The organism is Terriglobia bacterium (genome assembly GCA_035712365.1).
Taxonomy (GTDB): domain Bacteria; phylum Acidobacteriota; class Terriglobia; order UBA7540; family UBA7540; genus SCRD01.
Window position 1 is genome coordinate 1 of the sequence record DASTAW010000058.1, and the last position, 17848, is coordinate 17848.

The 17848-nt window shown below is 57.9% G+C and carries 20 protein-coding genes; 9 read left to right on the plus strand and 11 right to left on the minus strand.

The features are described 5' to 3' along the window. The coding region (locus VFQ24_17345; GenBank protein HET9180123.1) for a hypothetical protein at nucleotides 1–335 on the plus strand (335 nt) is incomplete at its 5' end. A gap of 312 nt (nucleotides 336–647) precedes the next feature. Beyond that, the gene (locus VFQ24_17350; protein ID HET9180124.1) at nucleotides 648–2219 is read left to right on the plus strand and encodes an amidase; all 1572 of its coding nucleotides are present in this window, start codon (nucleotides 648–650) and stop codon (nucleotides 2217–2219) included. 44 nt (nucleotides 2220–2263) lie between these two features. On the opposite strand, the gene VFQ24_17355 is transcribed toward VFQ24_17350, so the two are convergent. Then, entirely contained in the window at nucleotides 2264–3667 is a 1404-nt protein-coding gene (locus VFQ24_17355; GenBank protein HET9180125.1) for a M56 family metallopeptidase, read from the minus strand. Continuing rightward, entirely contained in the window at nucleotides 3664–4041 is a 378-nt protein-coding gene (locus tag VFQ24_17360; GenBank protein ID HET9180126.1) for a BlaI/MecI/CopY family transcriptional regulator, read from the minus strand. The genes VFQ24_17355 and VFQ24_17360 overlap by 4 nt, the downstream gene beginning before the upstream one ends. Nucleotides 4042–4159: 118 nt before the next feature. Between VFQ24_17360 and VFQ24_17365 the strand changes: the two genes are divergently transcribed. The 4 genes from VFQ24_17365 to mazF are packed head-to-tail and all read left to right on the plus strand — an operon-like array spanning nucleotide 4160 to nucleotide 6492. After that, a complete protein-coding gene (locus tag VFQ24_17365; GenBank protein ID HET9180127.1) occupies nucleotides 4160–4396 on the plus strand; it encodes a DUF3311 domain-containing protein in 237 nt (78 codons plus the stop codon). Next, nucleotides 4393–5859, plus strand: coding sequence for a sodium:solute symporter family protein (locus VFQ24_17370; GenBank protein HET9180128.1), 1467 nt, complete (start codon nucleotides 4393–4395; stop codon nucleotides 5857–5859). The genes VFQ24_17365 and VFQ24_17370 overlap by 4 nt, the downstream gene beginning before the upstream one ends. 40 nt (nucleotides 5860–5899) lie before the next feature. After that, nucleotides 5900–6154 (plus strand): AbrB/MazE/SpoVT family DNA-binding domain-containing protein, encoded by a 255-nt coding sequence (locus VFQ24_17375; protein HET9180129.1) that lies wholly within the window; start codon nucleotides 5900–5902, stop codon nucleotides 6152–6154. Next, the gene (gene mazF / locus VFQ24_17380; GenBank protein HET9180130.1) at nucleotides 6148–6492 is read left to right on the plus strand and encodes an endoribonuclease MazF; all 345 of its coding nucleotides are present in this window, start codon (nucleotides 6148–6150) and stop codon (nucleotides 6490–6492) included. The genes VFQ24_17375 and mazF overlap by 7 nt, the downstream gene beginning before the upstream one ends. A gap of 183 nt (nucleotides 6493–6675) precedes the next feature. On the opposite strand, the gene VFQ24_17385 is transcribed toward mazF, so the two are convergent. From VFQ24_17385 to VFQ24_17425, 9 genes are all read right to left on the minus strand, one after another. Then, complete coding sequence (locus tag VFQ24_17385; GenBank protein ID HET9180131.1) at nucleotides 6676–7518, minus strand: methylated-DNA--[protein]-cysteine S-methyltransferase; 843 nt, start codon at nucleotides 7516–7518, stop codon at nucleotides 6676–6678. 145 nt (nucleotides 7519–7663) lie between these two features. Continuing rightward, nucleotides 7664–8686 carry a Gfo/Idh/MocA family oxidoreductase gene (locus tag VFQ24_17390; GenBank protein ID HET9180132.1) on the minus strand — a complete coding sequence of 341 codons (1023 nt, stop codon included), beginning with the start codon at nucleotides 8684–8686 and terminating at the stop codon, nucleotides 7664–7666. Nucleotides 8687–9022: 336 nt separating this feature from the next. Further along, nucleotides 9023–9436 (minus strand): response regulator transcription factor, encoded by a 414-nt coding sequence (locus tag VFQ24_17395; GenBank protein HET9180133.1) that lies wholly within the window; start codon nucleotides 9434–9436, stop codon nucleotides 9023–9025. 336 nt (nucleotides 9437–9772) lie between these two features. After that, the gene (locus VFQ24_17400) at nucleotides 9773–10405 is read right to left on the minus strand and encodes a response regulator transcription factor (protein ID HET9180134.1); all 633 of its coding nucleotides are present in this window, start codon (nucleotides 10403–10405) and stop codon (nucleotides 9773–9775) included. Beyond that, on the minus strand, nucleotides 10377–11708 hold the full coding sequence (locus tag VFQ24_17405) for a PAS domain S-box protein (protein HET9180135.1): 1332 nt from the start codon (nucleotides 11706–11708) through the stop codon (nucleotides 10377–10379). The genes VFQ24_17400 and VFQ24_17405 overlap by 29 nt, the downstream gene beginning before the upstream one ends. Then, nucleotides 11705–12322, minus strand: a complete 618-nt coding sequence (locus tag VFQ24_17410) for a SpoIIE family protein phosphatase (GenBank protein HET9180136.1) — start codon at nucleotides 12320–12322, stop codon at nucleotides 11705–11707. The genes VFQ24_17405 and VFQ24_17410 overlap by 4 nt, the downstream gene beginning before the upstream one ends. Beyond that, nucleotides 12310–12720, minus strand: coding sequence for an anti-sigma regulatory factor (locus VFQ24_17415; GenBank protein HET9180137.1), 411 nt, complete (start codon nucleotides 12718–12720; stop codon nucleotides 12310–12312). Before VFQ24_17415 ends, VFQ24_17410 begins: the two co-directional genes overlap by 13 nt. Then, nucleotides 12701–13081 carry an STAS domain-containing protein gene (locus tag VFQ24_17420; GenBank protein HET9180138.1) on the minus strand — a complete coding sequence of 127 codons (381 nt, stop codon included), beginning with the start codon at nucleotides 13079–13081 and terminating at the stop codon, nucleotides 12701–12703. Before VFQ24_17420 ends, VFQ24_17415 begins: the two co-directional genes overlap by 20 nt. 3 nt (nucleotides 13082–13084) lie before the next feature. Continuing rightward, nucleotides 13085–13996, minus strand: coding sequence for an STAS domain-containing protein (locus tag VFQ24_17425; GenBank protein ID HET9180139.1), 912 nt, complete (start codon nucleotides 13994–13996; stop codon nucleotides 13085–13087). A gap of 674 nt (nucleotides 13997–14670) precedes the next feature. Here VFQ24_17425 and VFQ24_17430 point away from each other — a divergent pair. The 3 genes from VFQ24_17430 (at nucleotide 14671) to VFQ24_17440 (ending at nucleotide 17845) form a co-directional block, all read left to right on the plus strand. Beyond that, nucleotides 14671–15726, plus strand: a complete 1056-nt coding sequence (locus VFQ24_17430) for a sigma 54-interacting transcriptional regulator (GenBank protein HET9180140.1) — start codon at nucleotides 14671–14673, stop codon at nucleotides 15724–15726. Continuing rightward, the gene (locus VFQ24_17435) at nucleotides 15710–16111 is read left to right on the plus strand and encodes a hypothetical protein (GenBank protein HET9180141.1); all 402 of its coding nucleotides are present in this window, start codon (nucleotides 15710–15712) and stop codon (nucleotides 16109–16111) included. Before VFQ24_17430 ends, VFQ24_17435 begins: the two co-directional genes overlap by 17 nt. A gap of 666 nt (nucleotides 16112–16777) precedes the next feature. Continuing rightward, a complete protein-coding gene (locus tag VFQ24_17440; protein ID HET9180142.1) occupies nucleotides 16778–17845 on the plus strand; it encodes a sigma 54-interacting transcriptional regulator in 1068 nt (355 codons plus the stop codon). The last annotated feature ends 3 nt before the right edge of the window (nucleotides 17846–17848 follow it).

Below are 17848 nucleotides of genomic sequence, written 5' to 3' on the forward strand. Positions count from 1 at the left end.
TTTGCAGTCCTCAAAAAGCCATTTTTCGCGCTGGTTTTGAGGCAAATGGGACAAAAAACACGTTTTTTGAAAAACGAACCGGAGAGGTTGTTGAAAACAAAGGGAAATTGCCAAAAAACGAACCGGAAACGAACCTAAAACAAAGCGGAGAAGTTGTTGAAAACACGTGCCTGTGGAAAAAACGAACCGGAACGAAGCTAAAAACGAACCGGGCTATCTTGTTGAAAATAGGGAAGAGCTTGAAAAAACGAACCGGACACGCACCCCGAGATTCTTGCCGGCCTGTGGCGCACTCTTGCTGGCCTACATCCTTGCTCGGCAGACGGCTTCAATGACGTATGAAGTGCGAAGCATGAAGGATGAAAGCGACGGATCAACTGAGTGGTGCTTGTGACGAGTGATGAGTCCTGAGTGACGGGTCCTCAGTTTACTGGCGGAAGCCGGTACAACCTCAAAACCTGAAACCGCCCCACTTCATAATTCATCCTTCACACTTCATACTTTATTGGGTTGGAGTATGATGGGCGGGCAATTCCAACGCAGCAAAGGACACAACCATCGTGAACCCGAAAAAGTCATCAAACTCGGGAGCGCCACAAATTGACCGCAGGCGGTTTTTGAAGCTTGGCGTTGCGGGCGGCGCCACAATGGCCGTGCCACCTTCCACTCCCGCTGCAGAATCGTCAGCTTCGCCTGGCCAGGGCGTCCGCAAATTCGACCTGCAAGAAACCACCATTGCCGCGCTCCAGCAGGCGATGAAATCCGGCAGGCTGACGGCGCACTCGATTACGGAAAAGTACCTGACGCGAATCGAGCAACTCGACCGGCGCGGGCCGTCCTTGCATTCCGTTATTGAAGTCAACCCCGATGCCCTTGCCATCGCCCGCGACCTTGACCGCGAGCGCAAGGCCAAGGGTCCTCGAGGTTCCCTGCACGGCATTCCCGTGCTGGTGAAGGACAACATCGGGACGGCGGACCGCATGACCACTACGGCCGGCTCGTACGCTCTTGAGGGTTCGATTCCGCTGCGTGATTCCTTTGTGGCGGCGCAGCTTCGCAAGGCCGGAGCCATCATCGTGGGCAAGGCCAACTTGAGCGAGTGGGCCAACGCCCGCTCGTCGCACTCCACCAGCGGGTGGAGCGGGCGCGGCGGCTTGGCGCGCAATCCCTATGCGCTTGACCGCAATCCCTGTGGATCGAGTTCCGGTTCCGGCGTGGCCGCCTCCGCCAATCTGTGTCCGGTGGCCGTGGGCACCGAAACCAACGGATCGATTGTGTGCCCGTCATCCATCAACGGCCTTGTGGGCATTAAGCCGACGGTGGGGCTGGTGAGCCGCAGCGGAGTGGTTCCCATTTCGCACACCCAGGATACCGCCGGCCCCATGGCGCGAACTGTGGCCGACGCGGCAATTCTGCTGGGCGCGATGAGCGGCGTCGATTCGCTTGACAAGGCGACACTCGGGAGCCGCGGCAAGTCTCTGACGGACTACACAAAGTTCCTGGACGCGCGCGGGCTGCGCGGAGCCCGCATCGGCGTGGTGCGGCACTTGTTTGGTTACAGCGACTTTGTCGATAAGCTGGCGAACGCCGCCATCGCTGTCATGAAGGAACATGGTGCGGTGATCGTAGACCCGGCGGAAATCGAGACGCTCAAGGAGATGGGCGATGGGGAATCTGACGTGTTGTCATACGAATTCAAAGCTGACTTGAACGCCTACCTCGAATCGCTCGGGCCAAAAGCTCCCGTTCATACGCTGAGGGAGATCATCAAGTTCAACGACAAGCACGCTCGCGAAGAGATGCCTTATTTCGGCCAGGACATCTTCATCAAAGCGGAAGCCAAAGGGCCGCTCAGCGATCCCACGTACCAGAAAGCGCTCGAGAAATGCCGCACGCTCTCGCGCGACAAGGGCATCGACGCCACTATGGAAAAATACAAGCTGGATACGCTGGTGGCGCCCACCGCAGGGCCGGCCTTTACCACGGACCTGGTGAACGGCGACCACGATACGGGCGGAAGTTCCAGCCCCGCCGCCATCGCCGGCTATCCCCACGTGACGGTGCCCGCCGGGTTCGTCTTCGGGCTTCCCGTCGGCATTTCGTTCTTCGGCCGCGCCTGGAGCGAGCCTACGCTGATCAAGCTGGCATATTCTTTCGAGCAGGCTACAAAATTTCGCAAGCCGCCGAAGTTCCTGCCCACGGCGGATTTGAGGGTGTAGCTTTGGTTATCCGTGAATTTGGACGCACGCCACTGGGCCAACCATCAATTCTTCTCGCGCAGCCCGAGTTCTTCAGGAGTTGCAGGGCGCCATTTGCCCTTGTCGCAGCGCAAGTGTCCCTTTCCATCTACTGTGTAAACGATGGCCCCAAATCCAAACGTGCTCGGCCCCGAGTCCATTTCGCAGGCGCAATACTTTGGAGAAGGCGACGACGCGGGCTTACAAAATACAGGGGGCGGGCTGGGAACAATGATCACATGCTGGCTCCGCTGGCGGGCCTCTGTGTTGGTTCGAACCCATAAAGGGTGGCCGTTTGGGTCCTCGACGCACATTTGCTGGGCCAGAAACCCCCCGTTTCGGGTTTTTACTTGGATTACAGTGCCCATGGGATAATCCTTGCTCTCAGAAGTGCAAGTAATTGCCCGCCCTGAAATTGCCGTTCCAGAAAGTGGTTTGTGGGCATTAGTGTCCTGCGCATAGGCAACCGGCGTGGCCAAAAGCCCCATGCCCAGCGGGACAACTGTCACGGCCGAAAGCAGTGTGCCGAGCAGGAGCCGGGGCGCGTGCTGGTTAAGGTGGTTAAGTTTGAAAGACATGATTGCCTCCAATCGATTTTTCAGATTCGAACCGGCAAATCCACATGTGCTCGCTCCGCTTTCCAGGAGGTGGAACCGGCAAACCTTGAGAAGGCCCGCTGCGTACTCCTCGCTGGTCGGCCCATTGCGAAGCACGAATTCATCGCAGGCCAGTTCCTGCTCTGCGATTAGCCGCCGCTCTATCCACCACAAGAGCGGGTGAAACCAGAACAGGCAGACCAGAGTGTGGACAAAGCTCATGGTCAAATTGTCGCGGCGGCTGGCGTGCGCCAGCTCGTGGAGCAGTACAGATTCAAACTCCCGGAGTGCAAGTAATGTTGAAAGACCCTTTGGAAGGGTGATCGTCAGCCGCCAGACACCCCGGACGGCCGGCTCGGCATTCGATTCTATGGAGCGCAAAGCAACCTTCCTGCGCAGCCCGATCTGCTTTCGCATTCGGGCCAGCACTTCGGTTTCTGAATCCGGGGACGGCGCAGAATGGCCAATTGGGGCCAGGAAGCTGCGGAGCCAGAGCGCCAGCATCAATGTGGAGCCTCCGAACCATGCAGCCAGAATTAGACCGTCGATCCACCCCACCGTTCCGCTGCTGATTGGCGCCGGAGCCGCTGGAACGAGGACGCGTGGCAACACAGTGGAGCTTGCAAGGAACACCTCGTGAGCAGGGAAAAAAGACCGCAACTGAATGCCTGCCGCTGAAAACAATGCTACCGGGAGAGCAAACTTTGAAGCTGCAAGAAGCCATATGGTATGCCGGGCTGCAGCCCCGCGCTTTTTCATCAGGATTGGGAAAAGTGTCACGAGGGCTGCGAAGACGGTCGATTCAATCAAGTGCCGAACCAGCGCCGCGATCATTTTCTCCTCTCCTTTGCAGCCAGCTCTTCTTCAATGGCGCGAATATCAGCAAGGGTAAGCTTACCGGTGTCGATTAGATGCGACACCAAAAGAGCGGGAGAGCCATCCAGCAACTCCAGGAGATCATTGATGAAACGTCGATAGACCGCCCGTCGAGTAAGAGCAGCTTCAAAAATGTGTGCATTCCCGATCTTCTTTACTCGACGGACCGCCCCTTTTTCTTCCAAACGATAGATAATCGTCTGGACGGTTGTGTAGGCGGGGCGTTCTTCGTGGGGGAGGCTCTGCTGGACTTCACGAACGGAGGAGGGCCCCAGGTCCCAAAGCTTTTGGAGTAGTTGAAATTCGAATTTGGTGACTCGTGGGTTTGACATTTCCTAACCTCGTCGTCCAACCTACTACTCTTGTAGGAGGTTGTCAAGCCAAATTCGCAAATTTTCGATCCCTGGCTTCCTGTCGTATAATCCTGCGAGTTTCGCGGGAGAAACCTTGATGGTGCGAAAGCCAACCTGGCCTGCCTTGCTGCTGGGGCTGATTCCGTTTGTGGGTGTGTGCTTTACGGTTGCGCTCTGGGACCGCATTGACCCTTTTGTGCTGGGGCTTCCCTTCAACTTCTTCTGGCTAGTCTTGTGGATACTGTTGACGCCGCTCTGCCTTTGGGGCGCATATCATTTTGAAAAGCGCGCTGACCCCGAGCATTCCGGCGGGCCGCAGAGCGGAGCACGATGAATTCATCCGTCATCGCACTTTTGATTATTCTTGCCATTATCGGAATTGGCTCGTTTATTGGCTTTCGCGCGGGCTCTCGCCAGGCGATGAACCTTGAGCAGTGGGCAGTGGGCGGCCGGGGCTTTGGACTGGTGCTCGTCTGGCTGCTGATGGCGGGCGAGGCTTATACCACCTTCTCGTTTCTCGGGGCCAGCGGCTGGGCCTATTCACGCGGCGGTCCGGCGCTTTATATTCTCGCCTACATTTCGCTGGCTTACGTGGTGTCATTCTTTATTCTTCCGCCGCTGTGGGAGGTCGGCCGCGCGCGCGGATTGCAGACACAGTCTGATTTTTTCGAGAAGCGATATGACAGCAAGTTGCTGGCGGGCCTGGTGGCCGTCATCGGAGTGGTGTTCATCGTTCCCTATCTGCAACTGCAACTGAAGGGAATGGGCATCATCGTGGAAGTGGCCAGCTTTGGTGAAATCAATCGCACGGCGGCCATGGCGATTGCGGGCGCGCTGGTGGCCGGATTTGTGTTTACCAGCGGCATCCACGCCGTCGCGCGCGTAAGTATCCTGAAAGACCTGCTGCTGCTGGGGGCTGCGGTGGTGATTGGCATTGCTGTTCCATACCACTGGTTCGGCGGGATTGGCCAGATGTTCAAGGCGCTTGCCAGCGCTCATCCCGCGCACCTCACCATGCCGGGCGCCACCAGGAACATGGGACACGCGTGGTACCTTTCCACCGTCCTGCTGACCGGACTCGGCGCCTACATGTGGCCCCACCTCATCGGGAGTTGCTTCACCGCCAAGAGCGCCGACACGCTGCGGCGCAACGCCATCGTGATGCCGCTCTACACGCTGACATTGCCGTTCATTTTCTTTGCGGGCTTTGCGGCCGTGCTGATCGTTCCGGGGCTTCGAGACGGCGACCTTTCACTCCTGACGGTGGTGCAGAAGACGTTTCCGCCGTGGTTTCTCGGGATTGTGGGCGGCGCCGGAGCGCTGACGGCCATGGTGCCTTCCGCCATTCTCATCCTGACGGCAGCTACGTTGTTCGCCAAGAATTTCTACCGGCCGCTCATTGCGCCTTCGATGACTGACGACCATGTTGCCAGACTGGCCCGGTGGACTTCCGTGGCGCTGATGGCGGTAGCGCTGTTCTTTACGCTGACAAGCGGGAAGACGATTGTCGCGCTCCTTTTGATCGGGTATGCGGGAGTTTCGCAGTTCTTCCCCGGCATCGTTCTCGGGCTCTTCTGGAATCGCGCAAGCCGGGCGGGAGTGTTCTCGGGACTTGTCGTGGGAATCGTCGCCGTCGCGCTCCTCATCCTGAGTGGCCGCGACCCCTTCGTGGGATTGAACGCGGGCTTCGCCGCACTCATCCTCAATTTTGCCGTGACGGTTGTCGTCAGCCTGGCGAGCCGCTCGCCAGCGCGTGGCATCAATTCACCCTGGATGCCAGCCGCAGAGAGGCGCTAGACAACGGGCCTCGAGAGGTGTATATTCTTTGTAGATACACATGAAAACCGCAAGCGAAACACAGCTCGGTAAGTGGGGCAACAGCCTGGCAGTGAGAATCCCGAAGACGGTGGCGGAGAGCGCCCGGCTTGCAGAAGGTGATCCGCTGACCGTGAGTCTGGGCCGCGATGGAGCTATCGTGATTAAACCCAGTCGTCGCAGGCACAGCCTCGGCGAGCTGGTCGGCAGGATCACCGCCAAAAACCGCCACGGCAAAACGGAATGGGGCGGGCCGGTCGGGAAGGAGACATGGTAGCGCGTGGCTACGTTCCCGATGCTGGCGACCTAATCTGGCTGACCTTTGATCCGCAAGCAGGGCGCGAACAGGCAGGACGTCGGCCTGCCCTGGTTCTCTCGCCCCAGCTTTACAACGAAAGGAGCGGGCTGGCTCTGGTCTGCCCGGTTACCAGCCGCGTAAAAGGCTACCCCTTCGAAGTTGCTTTGCCAGAAAATATGCGCATTGGGGGAGTGATACTTGCCGACCACCTGAAGAGTGTGGATTGGAAAGAACGGCGAGCGGAAGTTGTCGGCCGCGTGCCACAAGAAGTCCTTGATGAAGTCCTCAGCCGCCTGTCGCCGTTGCTCGGGATTTGACCTGGAAGGCTGGTGCTGCCGCTCCGCCGGCTTGCCGATGAAGCACTCGATGAGCATCGCCAGGGAAAGACCCGTCCGCTGGACGATCTGCTTTGATCGAGTCCGGGACTGCGCGCTCGTTTTGAGATACAACTCTTCGGGCGCAAAGTGGCAGCGACACACAAGGCGCAGTCGTCGATTGCCTTATTCCTCGCCGTGAGTGCGCGCGGCTTCCCAGGCAAGCATGGCGCGTTTGCGATTGACTCCGCCGTGATAGCCGCCCAGTGCTCCCACGGTTCGAATGACTCGGTGGCAGGGAATGATGAAGGCAATGGGGTTTTGCCCGACGGCCCCGCCCACGGCACGGGACGCTTTGGGATTGCCCACGCGCACGGCCAGTTCTCGATAGGGTACGACGGCGCCGGGGGGAATCTCCAGCAGCGCCTGCCACACCTTGATCTGGAAATTGGTTCCGCGCAGGTCAATGGGTAGTTTTCCCGGACGGCCGTTTCGAGGGAAGATCCGGTCGAGGTATTGGCCCGTCGCTTTGGAGTCTTCGACGAAATCGGCTCCGGGCCAGCGGTGGCGCACCTCGTTCACCAGGTCGTCGCGCTTGCTGGTGACAAAGTACATGGCGCAGATTCCCCGATCGGTCACGGCCAGCAGGCATTCGCCGAACGGGCTGGGATGGAACCCGTAACTGATGCGAAGGCCTGCGCCCCGCTTCTTGAATTCGCCGGGAGTAACGGCTTCCACGCTGACGAACAGGTCGTGCAGCCGGCTGGGGCTTGAGAGGCCAGCGGCATACGTAGCGTCGAGAACATTTCCGGACTGGTCGAGTGCGTGCTTTGCGTAGTCCAGCATCAGGAACTGCAGAAAACGTTTGGGGCTGATGCCGGCCCACCGCCGGAAGAGCCGTTGAAAGTGAAAGGGACTGAGGTTGATGCTCTTCGCAACCTCAGCAAGGTCGGGCTGTGCAGGAAAGCGTTCATCGAGATAGTGGATTGCCTTCTCGATCCGCGAGTAATCGTTTTGCATTGTATGCATCTCTTTATTCTCCATGCATCCATCTTGCGGCGGATACGTTGCCGAGGCAATCCGATTCTTGCTATGAGAGGCTGAGTTGCGGAATGGTGGCCGGTATCGCAACGGACCGCCACCCGGACATGGATTTTCCGCGTAGATCTCTGTGTTACAGCGGCAGAGAGACGGGCCGGCGTTCGCGCGCTGAAATTTCTGAGGCGAAGCAGATTTCGTGGGTGAGCGCGGCGTCATCGAGATTGGCGTGCGATTCCCGATCTTCCAGGATGCAATCAATGAAATGACTGACCTCCTGCGGGAAGGGATGATGTGCCACGTCACCGCTGTCAGGAAGAACGGTGGGAATGGCCGCCCAGTTTTTCTGGCCGGGCCAGCGCTTGCTGAAGATCTCGTTGTTGCGGATGGCTCCCTGATCTCCCAGCAACTGGATGCGGAAAACATAGGGCATGATGGACTCCACTGAAGAGGCCACCTTGCCGATGGTGCCATCTTGAAAACGGACCAGCGTGACGCTGTTAGGCTCATACTCATAATGCAGAGGGTTGTCCGGGCTGGTGTTGGCGTAGGCAAAAACCTCCACGGCCTTGCTGCGTACAAACCAGCGGAGACCGTCGGCAGCGTGGCACCCTCCCGTCAGCAGGCTGCTGCCGGCCATGTCCTTTTTGATGTTCCAATAGTACTGGGCGTACCAGGGCCCAATGCCGTGCAGGTAATCAACTTCGGCGGCAAAGAGCTTTCCAATGAATCCGTCGGCCAGCATCGCTCGAATGGTCTCGAACAGCGGGTTCCAGCGCAGCACAAAACTGACCACGGTCTTGACTTTCGCGGCATGAACGGCGGCCTGAAGGTTCCTCATCCCTTCCAGGTCGAGGGCCACTGGCTTTTCAATCACCAGGTGCTTGCCTGCATTTGCTGCAGCGATGCCTTGCGGGACGTGCAGATGATGAGGCGTTGCCAGTACGACGATGTGGATTCCGGGGTCGTCGAGCATCCTTTCGAGATGTTCATAGGCCCGTGCGCTCCCCAGCTTGAATTCTTCCGTCTTTTCATGGGCGCGATCTTTGTCCCGGCTGACGATAGCGCGCACCTCCGTGCGAGGGTCGGCTTCAAACGACCGGATGTATTCGCCCGAAACCCATCCCGTTCCCACGATCGCCACACCCAGTTTGTCCATCTGAACCCTCCGTTCGATGCTTTATGGTGTCTTCCTCTTTGGCTGGCGGCTATTCTATCAAGGAGCGCGCGGAAATGGTCTTCTTTTGAAGACGCGCGGGCTTCAGAAGCCGCAGAGGCGGTTTGCCCAACTCGTTTGGCCTCCGAAGACCGCGGACGAATAAATATTCTGATCTTAATCACGCCTAACTGGAGGCATTCACCGGCGGCGATTCGGCGGGCAGTTTTTTGGACGCGGCGGCGTTGCCGCAGCAATGGCAGTTCCGTGCGGGGGTTCTATAGCGTTTGTCAGAAGAAACAGGAAAACCAAAGCGGCGTGCCGCTGAACCGAAGGTCCTTATACCTGCTGGGCGACCAGATGGGAAAGCGCGTCACTGACAAAGACTTTGCCCTCGGCGACCTGTCGAACTCCGCGGACCAGCTCTCCTACCGCACGATCTTTGAGAATGTAACCGTGGGCCCCAGCCTCCAGAGCTCGCCGAACGTAGTGGTAGTCGCGGTGGATGGTCAGGATGATGGTGCGCGCTTCAGGAATAGACTTCCGGATCCGGCGGGCAGCTTCGATGCCGTTCAGGTGCGGCATTGAAAGGTCAAGCAGAATGACGTCAGGCCGGTGCTGAAGGGCAAGGGAAACCGCCTGTTCTCCATCGGCAGCTTCAATAATGACGTTGAGACCAGCCCGTTCAAGCAGGTTCCGCAGACTTCGGCGGACAAGCTCGTTGTCGTCGGCGAGCATGAGTCGCAGCGTCATCGGCGATTTAAAGACTTCCCGATACTCCGGCCTGTTGGGGCGTTCTGATCGCAAGACCGTTCGATTCCCCCCTGGGGTAATGCGGACGCTACCACCGGCCTTCACCTGGCTTGGCTCAATCCTGTGGCTGATCGGCCTTGTCCGTCCCGGATGTCCCAAGGTCTCTAGCCTCGGCTTGACATGCCAGCCTCGCGGGCCCCGCAACTCTGGCGCGGAGAACGACTCCCGGCGAGTTGCATCGTATCCGTCCGAAGGGCTACGGTCAATCCGGTAAACACCTTAGGAAATTGCCACGACTGCCGTATTGGGCAGGGCCTGTAAGGCGGCGGCAGAGGTTCAGGGTTGGACCAGGCCGCGTCGGATAGCATAACGAACGAGGCTAGCGGTTTCATGGATGTCGAGTTTCTCCATGATCCGGGTCCGGTGCGATTCGGCGGTTTTCACGCTGATATTCAGAAGGGAAGCCACCTCTTTGGTTGTTTTTCCTTCGGCGACGAGCTGCAAAACCTGAAGTTCACGCGGGCTGAGACTGTCGCTTGGAACATCAACCTTGTTCAGGTAGGCGTCGACAACTGTATCTGAAATATCAGAACTCAGGAAAGTCGAACCTCGCGAAACTTCGCGAATGGCCTGGACCAGTTCGCCAGCGGCGCGGCTTTTCAGAACGTAGCCCCTGATTCCTGCGCGCAGAGCTTCCAGTACGTACTGGGCTTCTGTGTGCATGGTCAGGACGATCAATTTCGTCTGGGGACTTATCTGGCTGATGGCCTTGGCCGCGCCGATCCCGTTCATCAAAGGCATTGCAAGATCAAGGATGGCAATGTCAGGCAACAATTCCTGTGCCAGGCGGGTGGCCTGGTGGCCGTCGGCGGCTTCGCCGACGACCTTGAAGCCCTCCTGCTCAAGAAGGGCCTTCAGTCCCTGGCGCACCATCTGATGGTCATCTGCCAGAAGGATACGTATAGGCATCTTTTCCCTCCGATGGAACCTGAACCAAGATTTCCGTGCCTTTACCGGGACTGGAGTTGATTATACATTCCCCGCGCAAAGGAATCAGCCGTTCCCTGATTCCGATCAGTCCCAGGCCGGACCTTCCTTTCTGTCCCAGGACGGACTGGACGTCAAAGCCGGCGCCATCATCTGTAATGGTCAGATGGATTTTGTTCTGCTCCTTTTGGATCCGAATCGAAACATGAGCAGCCCTGGCGTGCTTATTGATATTACTGAGGGCTTCCTGAATGATGCGATAGAGCGCGACCTCCACCTGGGGTGAAATCCGCCCGGCGGTGTCTCCCTCGACGGTGATTGGAATTCCGAACCGCTTTGAGACGCCCTGAGTCAGGAACTCCACTGCAGGAACCAGTCCGAGGTCGTCCAGAATGGTAGGCCGCAGTTCATGGGAAAGCCGTCTTAACTCTGTTTCAATCCGCTCAATGAGCCGCTTGATTTCTCCGATGGTCTGCTGGCCGGAAGGTGGCAGGTTATTCATCATCCCGTCGATTGCGATGTGGACCGACACCAGGAGCTGGCTTGCCTCGTCATGAAGCTCGTGGGCGATATGTTTCGCTCGTTCTTCGAGGGCTTCATTCAGCCGGTGCAGGGCTTGTTCGGCGCGCTTACGTTCTGATACGTCGCGAGCAATGCCCTGGATTCCGACGACTTTCCCCCCATTCAGTATCGGTCGAGCGCTAACCTCGATGGTAAGGGAGTGCCCATCTTTCGTCAGAATCTCGAGCTCACGCGTCAAGGGATCGCCACCGGCCATCAGGTGCTGGAAAATCCTGGCAGCTTCCTCGATATGCTCCATCGCCAGCAGGTTGACGGGGATGGGAGGAGGCTCGTCCCGCCGATACCCAGTAAGCCTTTCGCCGGCCCTGTTGATGGACGTCAGCCTGCCTTCGGCATCAGCGGTGAAGACGATGTCATTTGCGTTTTCGAACAGCTCGCGGTAGCGTTCCTCGCTGGCCTGCAGGGCGGCGTTCGTTTCCCGATAGCCGCTGATCGTCATCTCATAGGGAGTGAGGGTTTCGATCAGAAACCTTTCGGACGCCTTCATAGCACCCGACTTATCCCCAGCCTCGGGCAATTTTGGAAGGGAGCAGTTGAAGGCATCGCTATGAAGCGTGACCATTTCGATCAGGCTGATCTCCAGCCGCAGAGCGCGGCGCCCCAGTTCATAGGCTTCTTCCAGGGCCATATCGTCCTTCTTCTCCAGATAGGTCCGCAGGGCGGACTCGTACTGGCGCATGAGTTCACGCTGGCTGGCTTTCATCGCGCCCTCCCCTGAAATTTGGCGACCAGCACCAAAGCGTCATCTGTGTCCAGTCCGTCACGCCTGAGAATGCTTTCTGCGGTCTTTTGAGGGCTCGCGGACAGGACCAGTCCGTCTTCAAATCCCTGCCGGATGCCATCCGTTGTAAGGACAACAGTGTCCCCGGAGGAGATCTTCAAGGCGGAGGCACGCAGCGGAGGCAGCTTTCCGCCGATGATCCCGCTGGACAACAACAGGCACTCCGTCACCGCTTTGCCGCCAGGCATCGAACGCACCAGAACTCCCTTAACATTGCCCACGCCGAGCCATTCCATGGAGTTGTCGAGCGCGTTGAGCATGGCCACGGTCATGACGACACCGCGCGTCTGGTGCAGTTTCTGATTGCAATTTTCGAGCACCTGGGCCAGCGGCTGGTGAGCACACGCTTCTACTGTCTCCAAAGCGAGCCGGGCAGCTTCCGCGGCCGCCGCGCCATGGCCCAGCCCGTCAGCGACGGCAAGCAGGACACTATCTCCTAGCGGCTTCACCACGTGCAAGTCACCCGACAGCGTTTCACCGGCCATACGCCTTTCCGCCACGCCCCATTCGACGAGGTTGGAATTCATGACTTCCATTTGATTGTGGTCACCGTCGTCCCGCGGCCCTTATGGGAGACGATGGCAAATTCATCCATCATTCGACGTACGCCCGGCAAGCCCAGGCCCAGTCCTCCCGAAGTGGAATACCCATCCTTCAGGACGGCCTCGACATCCGGAATGCCTGGACCCTCGTCTGTCGCCTGGATAACAATGCCTTTCTTCGGTTCCCTTTCGATTGCCCAACAGATGAGGCTTCCATTTCTTGCATAGAGCAGAAGGTTGCGCGCCAGTTCTGAGATAGCTGTGGCGATCATGGCCAGTTCTGACGGGCCGAAGCCGAGGCGGACGCCCAGTTCCCGCCCTTCCTGCCGGGCAGAGAGGATGTCCTCATCCGATTTGATCGACACTCGGACTTCATTTTCCGTGCTGGCCATGGTCCATCCGTTTCGTCCTTCGGCTCATATACTCGAGCCCTTCTTCCAGATCGAGAGCAGTTGCAACTCCTTCCAGTTTGAGACCGAGCTGGACCATCGAAAAAGCAACCTCCGGCTGGATACCGACGATGACCGTCCGCGCTCCCCGTAGCCTTATCATGGTGGCAATGTCGCTCAGTGTCCGGCAAGCGAATGAGTCGAGAACGTCCAGGGCGGTGACATCGACAATCACCCCTCGGGACCGGTATGTCCCGACTTTTTCTGTTAAAGAATCCCGCAAATTGATCAGGTCAGCGTCCCGCAAGGCCGCCTGCACAGAAGCGATCAGATACTGTCCCTGCTTCAGGATTGGAACCTGCATGGCTTAGTTTCCTTCCCCCTGCTCATCCTGTTCAGATAAGTCGTCCACCCGGATTACTCGATAACCCAACAACCGGTCAGCCTCCTCGATGCCGCCCCGCAGATCGCAGACCGTGTGCATTTTGTTCAAGTCAACACTGATGGTGACTAGCGTCTGGGCAATCTCAGGTGACAACCCCGTAACGATCGCCGTTGCCCCCAGCAGGCGGGCGGCTTCGACCGTGAGTACGAGATGGTTGGCCACGGTTGAGTTGATGGAGGGAACGCCCGTAACATCGATCACCACCACCTTGGCGCGGTTGGCGCGGATGCCACGCAGGAGTTGGCCGGTCAACTGGTGCGCTCGCTGCGGATCGATCACGCCGACGATGGGCAGGATGAGCAATCCCTCCCGGACCGGCAGGACCGGGGTTGAGAGCTCCCTGATGGCGGCCTGTTGCTGGTGGATGATTCTCTCGCGTTCGTGGACGAATCCTGCTGCCACCGTCACGGTTATGCGACGGGCCGCCGGCTCAAAGGCGTCCAGCATACGCGTGAGCAAATCCACACGGGATTGGTACGTTGCCAGGAGCGAACGCAGCAGGACGTCGCGGAGAAGAAGGACGATTCCTATCACTTCGTGAGTTTCCACGCCTCGCGGAATAATCCGTTCCGAGAGGTTGCGCGCATAGGCCTCCAGAGCTTCAACGGCGCCGGTTTCCAAAACATCAATGTAGTTATCGTAGATGGACGCCGTCTCAGTCAGTATCTCATCCTCGCTCATCGCCGTTAGAAGCTGCGCTTCGGTAATGCGGCGCGCCCATGCTGCGCGCAAGCCGGTTCTGTTTTTGCGGAGATGGTCAACGAGTTCAGTGAAGACGCCAGAGGGCCCATTTTGGGACCGGGGGCCTGATTTCCTTTTCCTGGACGCAGGCATGGGGGTTCTCCTCCTTGCTTTCGCCTAATTCCTTGTCCTGGCTCCCCATACGTTAGGCAATTGCCGTATGCGCCGCAACGCGGCAGAGAGTGCGAAAAGCCTGAGAAACAACATGCAAGGACTCACGGTCTCCCGCACAGTCTCGCTCCCTTGCAGGCGGGTAGCAGCTCTGACGGCCTGTTTCCAAGATCCGGGCGAAATGCGGACGCCTTTGAGGGGACCCCATCCGCTGCCGCTGCCGCTGCTTCAATTTTAAGAGTTTTGCCTTTTCCGGGGCAACGTGTCAAATCCTTTTGAATTGAAAGATTCAGCCATCATCCTCGCCCTCGGCGGAACAATTGTAACGATGCCGCAGCCGATTGAGGTGAAGGGAGGATGGAGTGCCTGTTCTTTTCAGGCAGGTGGGCTTGAGAGGGGCTGCTTTAGCCGGGGCGGCTCCATTCCGGTACTGCAAAACATTTCCGCAAACGGAACAAGTTTGCATGCGGTTGGGCCCTCAAGGGCCAGGCCGGACATCCTGGAACGATCTCTGTTCCTGCGTTGCAAGCCACACAATGCCCGCAGCTTATACAAGCATTGCCCATGCCGAACCCGACACCGTGTTCACGCGCCAGGCTTTTGGAAGGCGATGTGCTCTCGAAGTCGCCCGAAGTTGGCACACAGAGGGAGCGATAGTGGCCGAAGAAATCGCGGCTTTGACAACCAGTTACGGACTACTTCCTCCGGAGCCGGTGGTTCTTGGCGTATCAAGCGCGATGAAAGAGATCCGGGATAAGGTCGAAAAGATTGCTTATACCGATGTTCCCGTCCTTATCCGTGGAGAAGCCGGCAGCGGAAAAGAAGTTCTGGCCAGGCTCATTCATAAGAAATATCCCGGTGAATTTACTCCCTTCCACAAGATAAGCCCGGCGGGAAGTGCGGGATGGCGGAAGAGCGCCAGCTTTATGTTCTCCGAGGAACAAGTCAATGGCGACAATGGAAATGCTCAATCTCTCCCGGAGGGATCGGGAAGGCCGGGATGCATTGGCACGTTGTTCTTTGATGATGTGGCGGAGCTGAATGCTGCTTCCCAGCGCCATCTGACGCAGTTGCTACACGATGACCGGCCATCCGGCATGGGCCTTTCCGACTACTCTCCCGCGTTGTTCCGGGTGGTTTGCAGTACCGGGCATGATCTTGAACGGGAAATGAGTCTGGGAAATTTCCGCGAGGACCTCTTCTATTCCATCAATGTTGTCAGCCTGCCGCTTCCCTCCTTGCGGTCGCGGCGCGACGATATTCCTGGGTTGGCGTGGTATTTCTGGGAGACATATCGGCAGGAGCTGGGCTTAAACGCTCCCGCGCCTTCAACCCGTCTGGTCCATGTTCTTCAGGAGTACGACTGGCCGGAAAATATCAGCGAACTCGCGGGCGTCATGAGGCGCTACGTGCTTCTGGGTTCCGTGGACGAAATTGCCGAGGCCCTGGCTGCAAAGGTATCGCTGCCGGCGGGGTGCGAAGCCCCCTCGATGCGAGGCATTTCCCTGAAAAGACTGGCGAAGCAGGAGGCGCAGGAACTTGAGCGGAAGATCATTTTCAAAACACTCCGCGAAACCCAGTGGAACCGGAAGCAGGCGGCGCGAACGTTAAACATTAGCTACCGAACTCTGCTCTACAAGATCAAGGAGGCCGGAGTGCCGCCGAAAAGAATCGTGATGAAGCGGGAGAAAACAATTGAAGAACCTTACTGAGCCGAAACGCCCGACGACGGACCGGGGCCAACTGGATGCATCGGAGTTGAAAAGGCGTGCAGTAGAGGACGCTTTCAAGGATGCCGATTCTTATGCCGTCGCCGCAAGATCACACGCCAACACGACCTTTTCAGTTAAGCGAGTCAACCCGGTTTCTTATTTGATGAAGACGAAACAATCGCCGGTGTCTGTCGGTTCACAGGAAGGGATTGATGGTGTTCTGGTCCACGCGAATGACAGCCAAGCCACCCTGGTTCTTTCAGACGAGCTGTTGCAAGTCTCCCTCGCGGATGAGGCTGCCGCTCTGGTGGATGAGCCGATAAGGATATTCCGCGTTTGGGGTCCCTCGCCCTGGGTGGAACAGGTGCTAGCGGGCAAAGCGTGAGAGTGCGTGGCCCACAAGCGAGACCGTTGCTGGATCGCAGTATTGAGACCTCCTTATTTTACCTGAGTCCGTATCGGTTGATTTCCTTACGAGCGCTCACTACCCGATGATCAGTCGTTGAGTAGCATGAGCACGCCAGCAAGCGCCGGTCGAATGATCTGCAAGCAGATGCAAACTGTTTCACCCACTTTTACTTGCCATTCTCTTCTCGGATCAGAGGCAGAGTATTAGGCGCCATGAGCTTACAGCCGTCGATCATCTCGCGTGCCATGGACATGGAGTGCAATGCAATTCTCAGGCATGAATGAGTTTGCATGATGTGAAGTTCGCCTCCGGATTCGACCGGCGAGCTCCAGAGGCATTTGTCGATCGCAACCAGCGCCTAAGTTACCGCAACAGAGCGGGATAGAAGCGTGGCTCGCCCCAAGGTTTCGAGCGCGGTGCTTTTCGGAAGCTGGCCAAGGTTTGGCAAGTCATGTGCGAGTAGATAACTGCACACTTCTTATCGGGTTACCGAGACAGGAGTGGGGCGTTGGGTCTTCCTTCCGAAGAGTTCCCATCGAAGGTCGGGTTCCTTCAGGAATTCTAGGGCGGAAATCACCTGGCTAGATCGGAAAAAGTCCGACACTTGCTATGCGATCCGGAAGCGAAGAAGAGGAATCACGTATGGGAACTACGTTGAAGACTTTTGATGGCTGTCTAACTGCTGGTCAGCCGCTTCCGTCCAGAGGAACTATTGTTGGCCACAGCGAAGGAATGCGGCGGTTATGGCAGATTGCAGAAAAGGTCGCCGGCGCCAGCGTGCCAATCCTGATCGTGGGAGAAAAAGGAACCGGAAAAGAAGTCGTTGCGCGATTTATCCACAGTTGCAGCCCCGGCGCCAATGCCCCATTCCTTAAATGGAGTTTGCCGGCTCCGGATGGACCCGCCAGCGACGAAATTGCGTTTCGCCTGGAACCCGAGGGGCTTGGTGACCAGGAAGAGATGAGCGGGAACGGAAAGTCCCGCCGACGGTTGTGTACCCTCTTTGTTGATGAAGTTCCCGAGTTGGAACCCGAGCGGCAATCGGAGCTGTTGCAGTTGATTGAGGGATCCCGGCCCTTCATTTCCAGCGATGGCAGAAGCGTTCTGGTTTCGTTGCAGGTCATCGCCACAAGTGCCCGCGATTTGGAGCAGGAAGTGGCCGCCGGGAAGTTCCGTGCCGACCTTTTTTCCGCCCTCAGCGCGGTGACGTTGCGGTTGCCTCCGTTGCGGGAACGCCGAGAGGATATTCCGCAGCTTGCCGCTTATTTCTGGCGGATTTACAGCGAGAGGTTTGGCCGCCAGCCGGCGCCCCCGGACTCTCGCCTGGTCGAACGTCTTCAGCAGCACGCGTGGCCAGGAAATGTTCGCGAACTGGAAAACGTGATGAAGCGCTACGTGGTTCTGGGGGTCGACGGAATCGAGGGGGCCGGGTCGGCCGAGCCACAGAGGGCGTTTGCCTTCGCACCTTCTAACGGCCATTCCGTTTCTTTGAAGCAGGTAAGCCGTGAAGCGGCCCAGGCGCTGGAACGCAAGATCATTCTCCGGACCCTGCAGGAGACTCAATGGAACCGCCGGCGTACGGCGCGAGCGCTGAATATCAGCTATCGTGCGCTTCTTTACAAGATCAAGGCGGCTGGGCTGCTGCCGGAAGAGTCGAAGGTTGGCGCACGCAACAGGGAATTTCTGAAGACGAGTGACAAGGCAGCGTGACAG

Excerpts from the sequence above, each read along its gene's own strand:
- VFQ24_17350 (HET9180124.1), top strand. The coding sequence starts at position 648 with ATGGCCGTGCCACCTTCCACTCCCGCTGCAGAATCGTCAGCTTCGCCT.
- VFQ24_17355 (HET9180125.1), bottom strand. The coding sequence starts at position 3,667 with ATGATCGCGGCGCTGGTTCGGCACTTGATTGAATCGACCGTCTTCGCA.
- VFQ24_17360 (HET9180126.1), bottom strand. The coding sequence starts at position 4,041 with ATGTCAAACCCACGAGTCACCAAATTCGAATTTCAACTACTCCAAAAG.
- VFQ24_17365 (HET9180127.1), top strand. The coding sequence starts at position 4,160 with ATGGTGCGAAAGCCAACCTGGCCTGCCTTGCTGCTGGGGCTGATTCCG.
- VFQ24_17370 (HET9180128.1), top strand. The coding sequence starts at position 4,393 with ATGAATTCATCCGTCATCGCACTTTTGATTATTCTTGCCATTATCGGA.
- VFQ24_17375 (HET9180129.1), top strand. The coding sequence starts at position 5,900 with ATGAAAACCGCAAGCGAAACACAGCTCGGTAAGTGGGGCAACAGCCTG.
- mazF (HET9180130.1), top strand. The coding sequence starts at position 6,148 with ATGGTAGCGCGTGGCTACGTTCCCGATGCTGGCGACCTAATCTGGCTG.
- VFQ24_17385 (HET9180131.1), bottom strand. The coding sequence starts at position 7,518 with ATGCATACAATGCAAAACGATTACTCGCGGATCGAGAAGGCAATCCAC.
- VFQ24_17390 (HET9180132.1), bottom strand. The coding sequence starts at position 8,686 with ATGGACAAACTGGGTGTGGCGATCGTGGGAACGGGATGGGTTTCGGGC.
- VFQ24_17395 (HET9180133.1), bottom strand. The coding sequence starts at position 9,436 with ATGACGCTGCGACTCATGCTCGCCGACGACAACGAGCTTGTCCGCCGA.
- VFQ24_17400 (HET9180134.1), bottom strand. The coding sequence starts at position 10,405 with ATGCCTATACGTATCCTTCTGGCAGATGACCATCAGATGGTGCGCCAG.
- VFQ24_17405 (HET9180135.1), bottom strand. The coding sequence starts at position 11,708 with ATGAAAGCCAGCCAGCGTGAACTCATGCGCCAGTACGAGTCCGCCCTG.
- VFQ24_17410 (HET9180136.1), bottom strand. The coding sequence starts at position 12,322 with ATGGAAGTCATGAATTCCAACCTCGTCGAATGGGGCGTGGCGGAAAGG.
- VFQ24_17415 (HET9180137.1), bottom strand. The coding sequence starts at position 12,720 with ATGGCCAGCACGGAAAATGAAGTCCGAGTGTCGATCAAATCGGATGAG.
- VFQ24_17420 (HET9180138.1), bottom strand. The coding sequence starts at position 13,081 with ATGCAGGTTCCAATCCTGAAGCAGGGACAGTATCTGATCGCTTCTGTG.
- VFQ24_17425 (HET9180139.1), bottom strand. The coding sequence starts at position 13,996 with ATGCCTGCGTCCAGGAAAAGGAAATCAGGCCCCCGGTCCCAAAATGGG.
- VFQ24_17440 (HET9180142.1), top strand. The coding sequence starts at position 16,778 with ATGGGAACTACGTTGAAGACTTTTGATGGCTGTCTAACTGCTGGTCAG.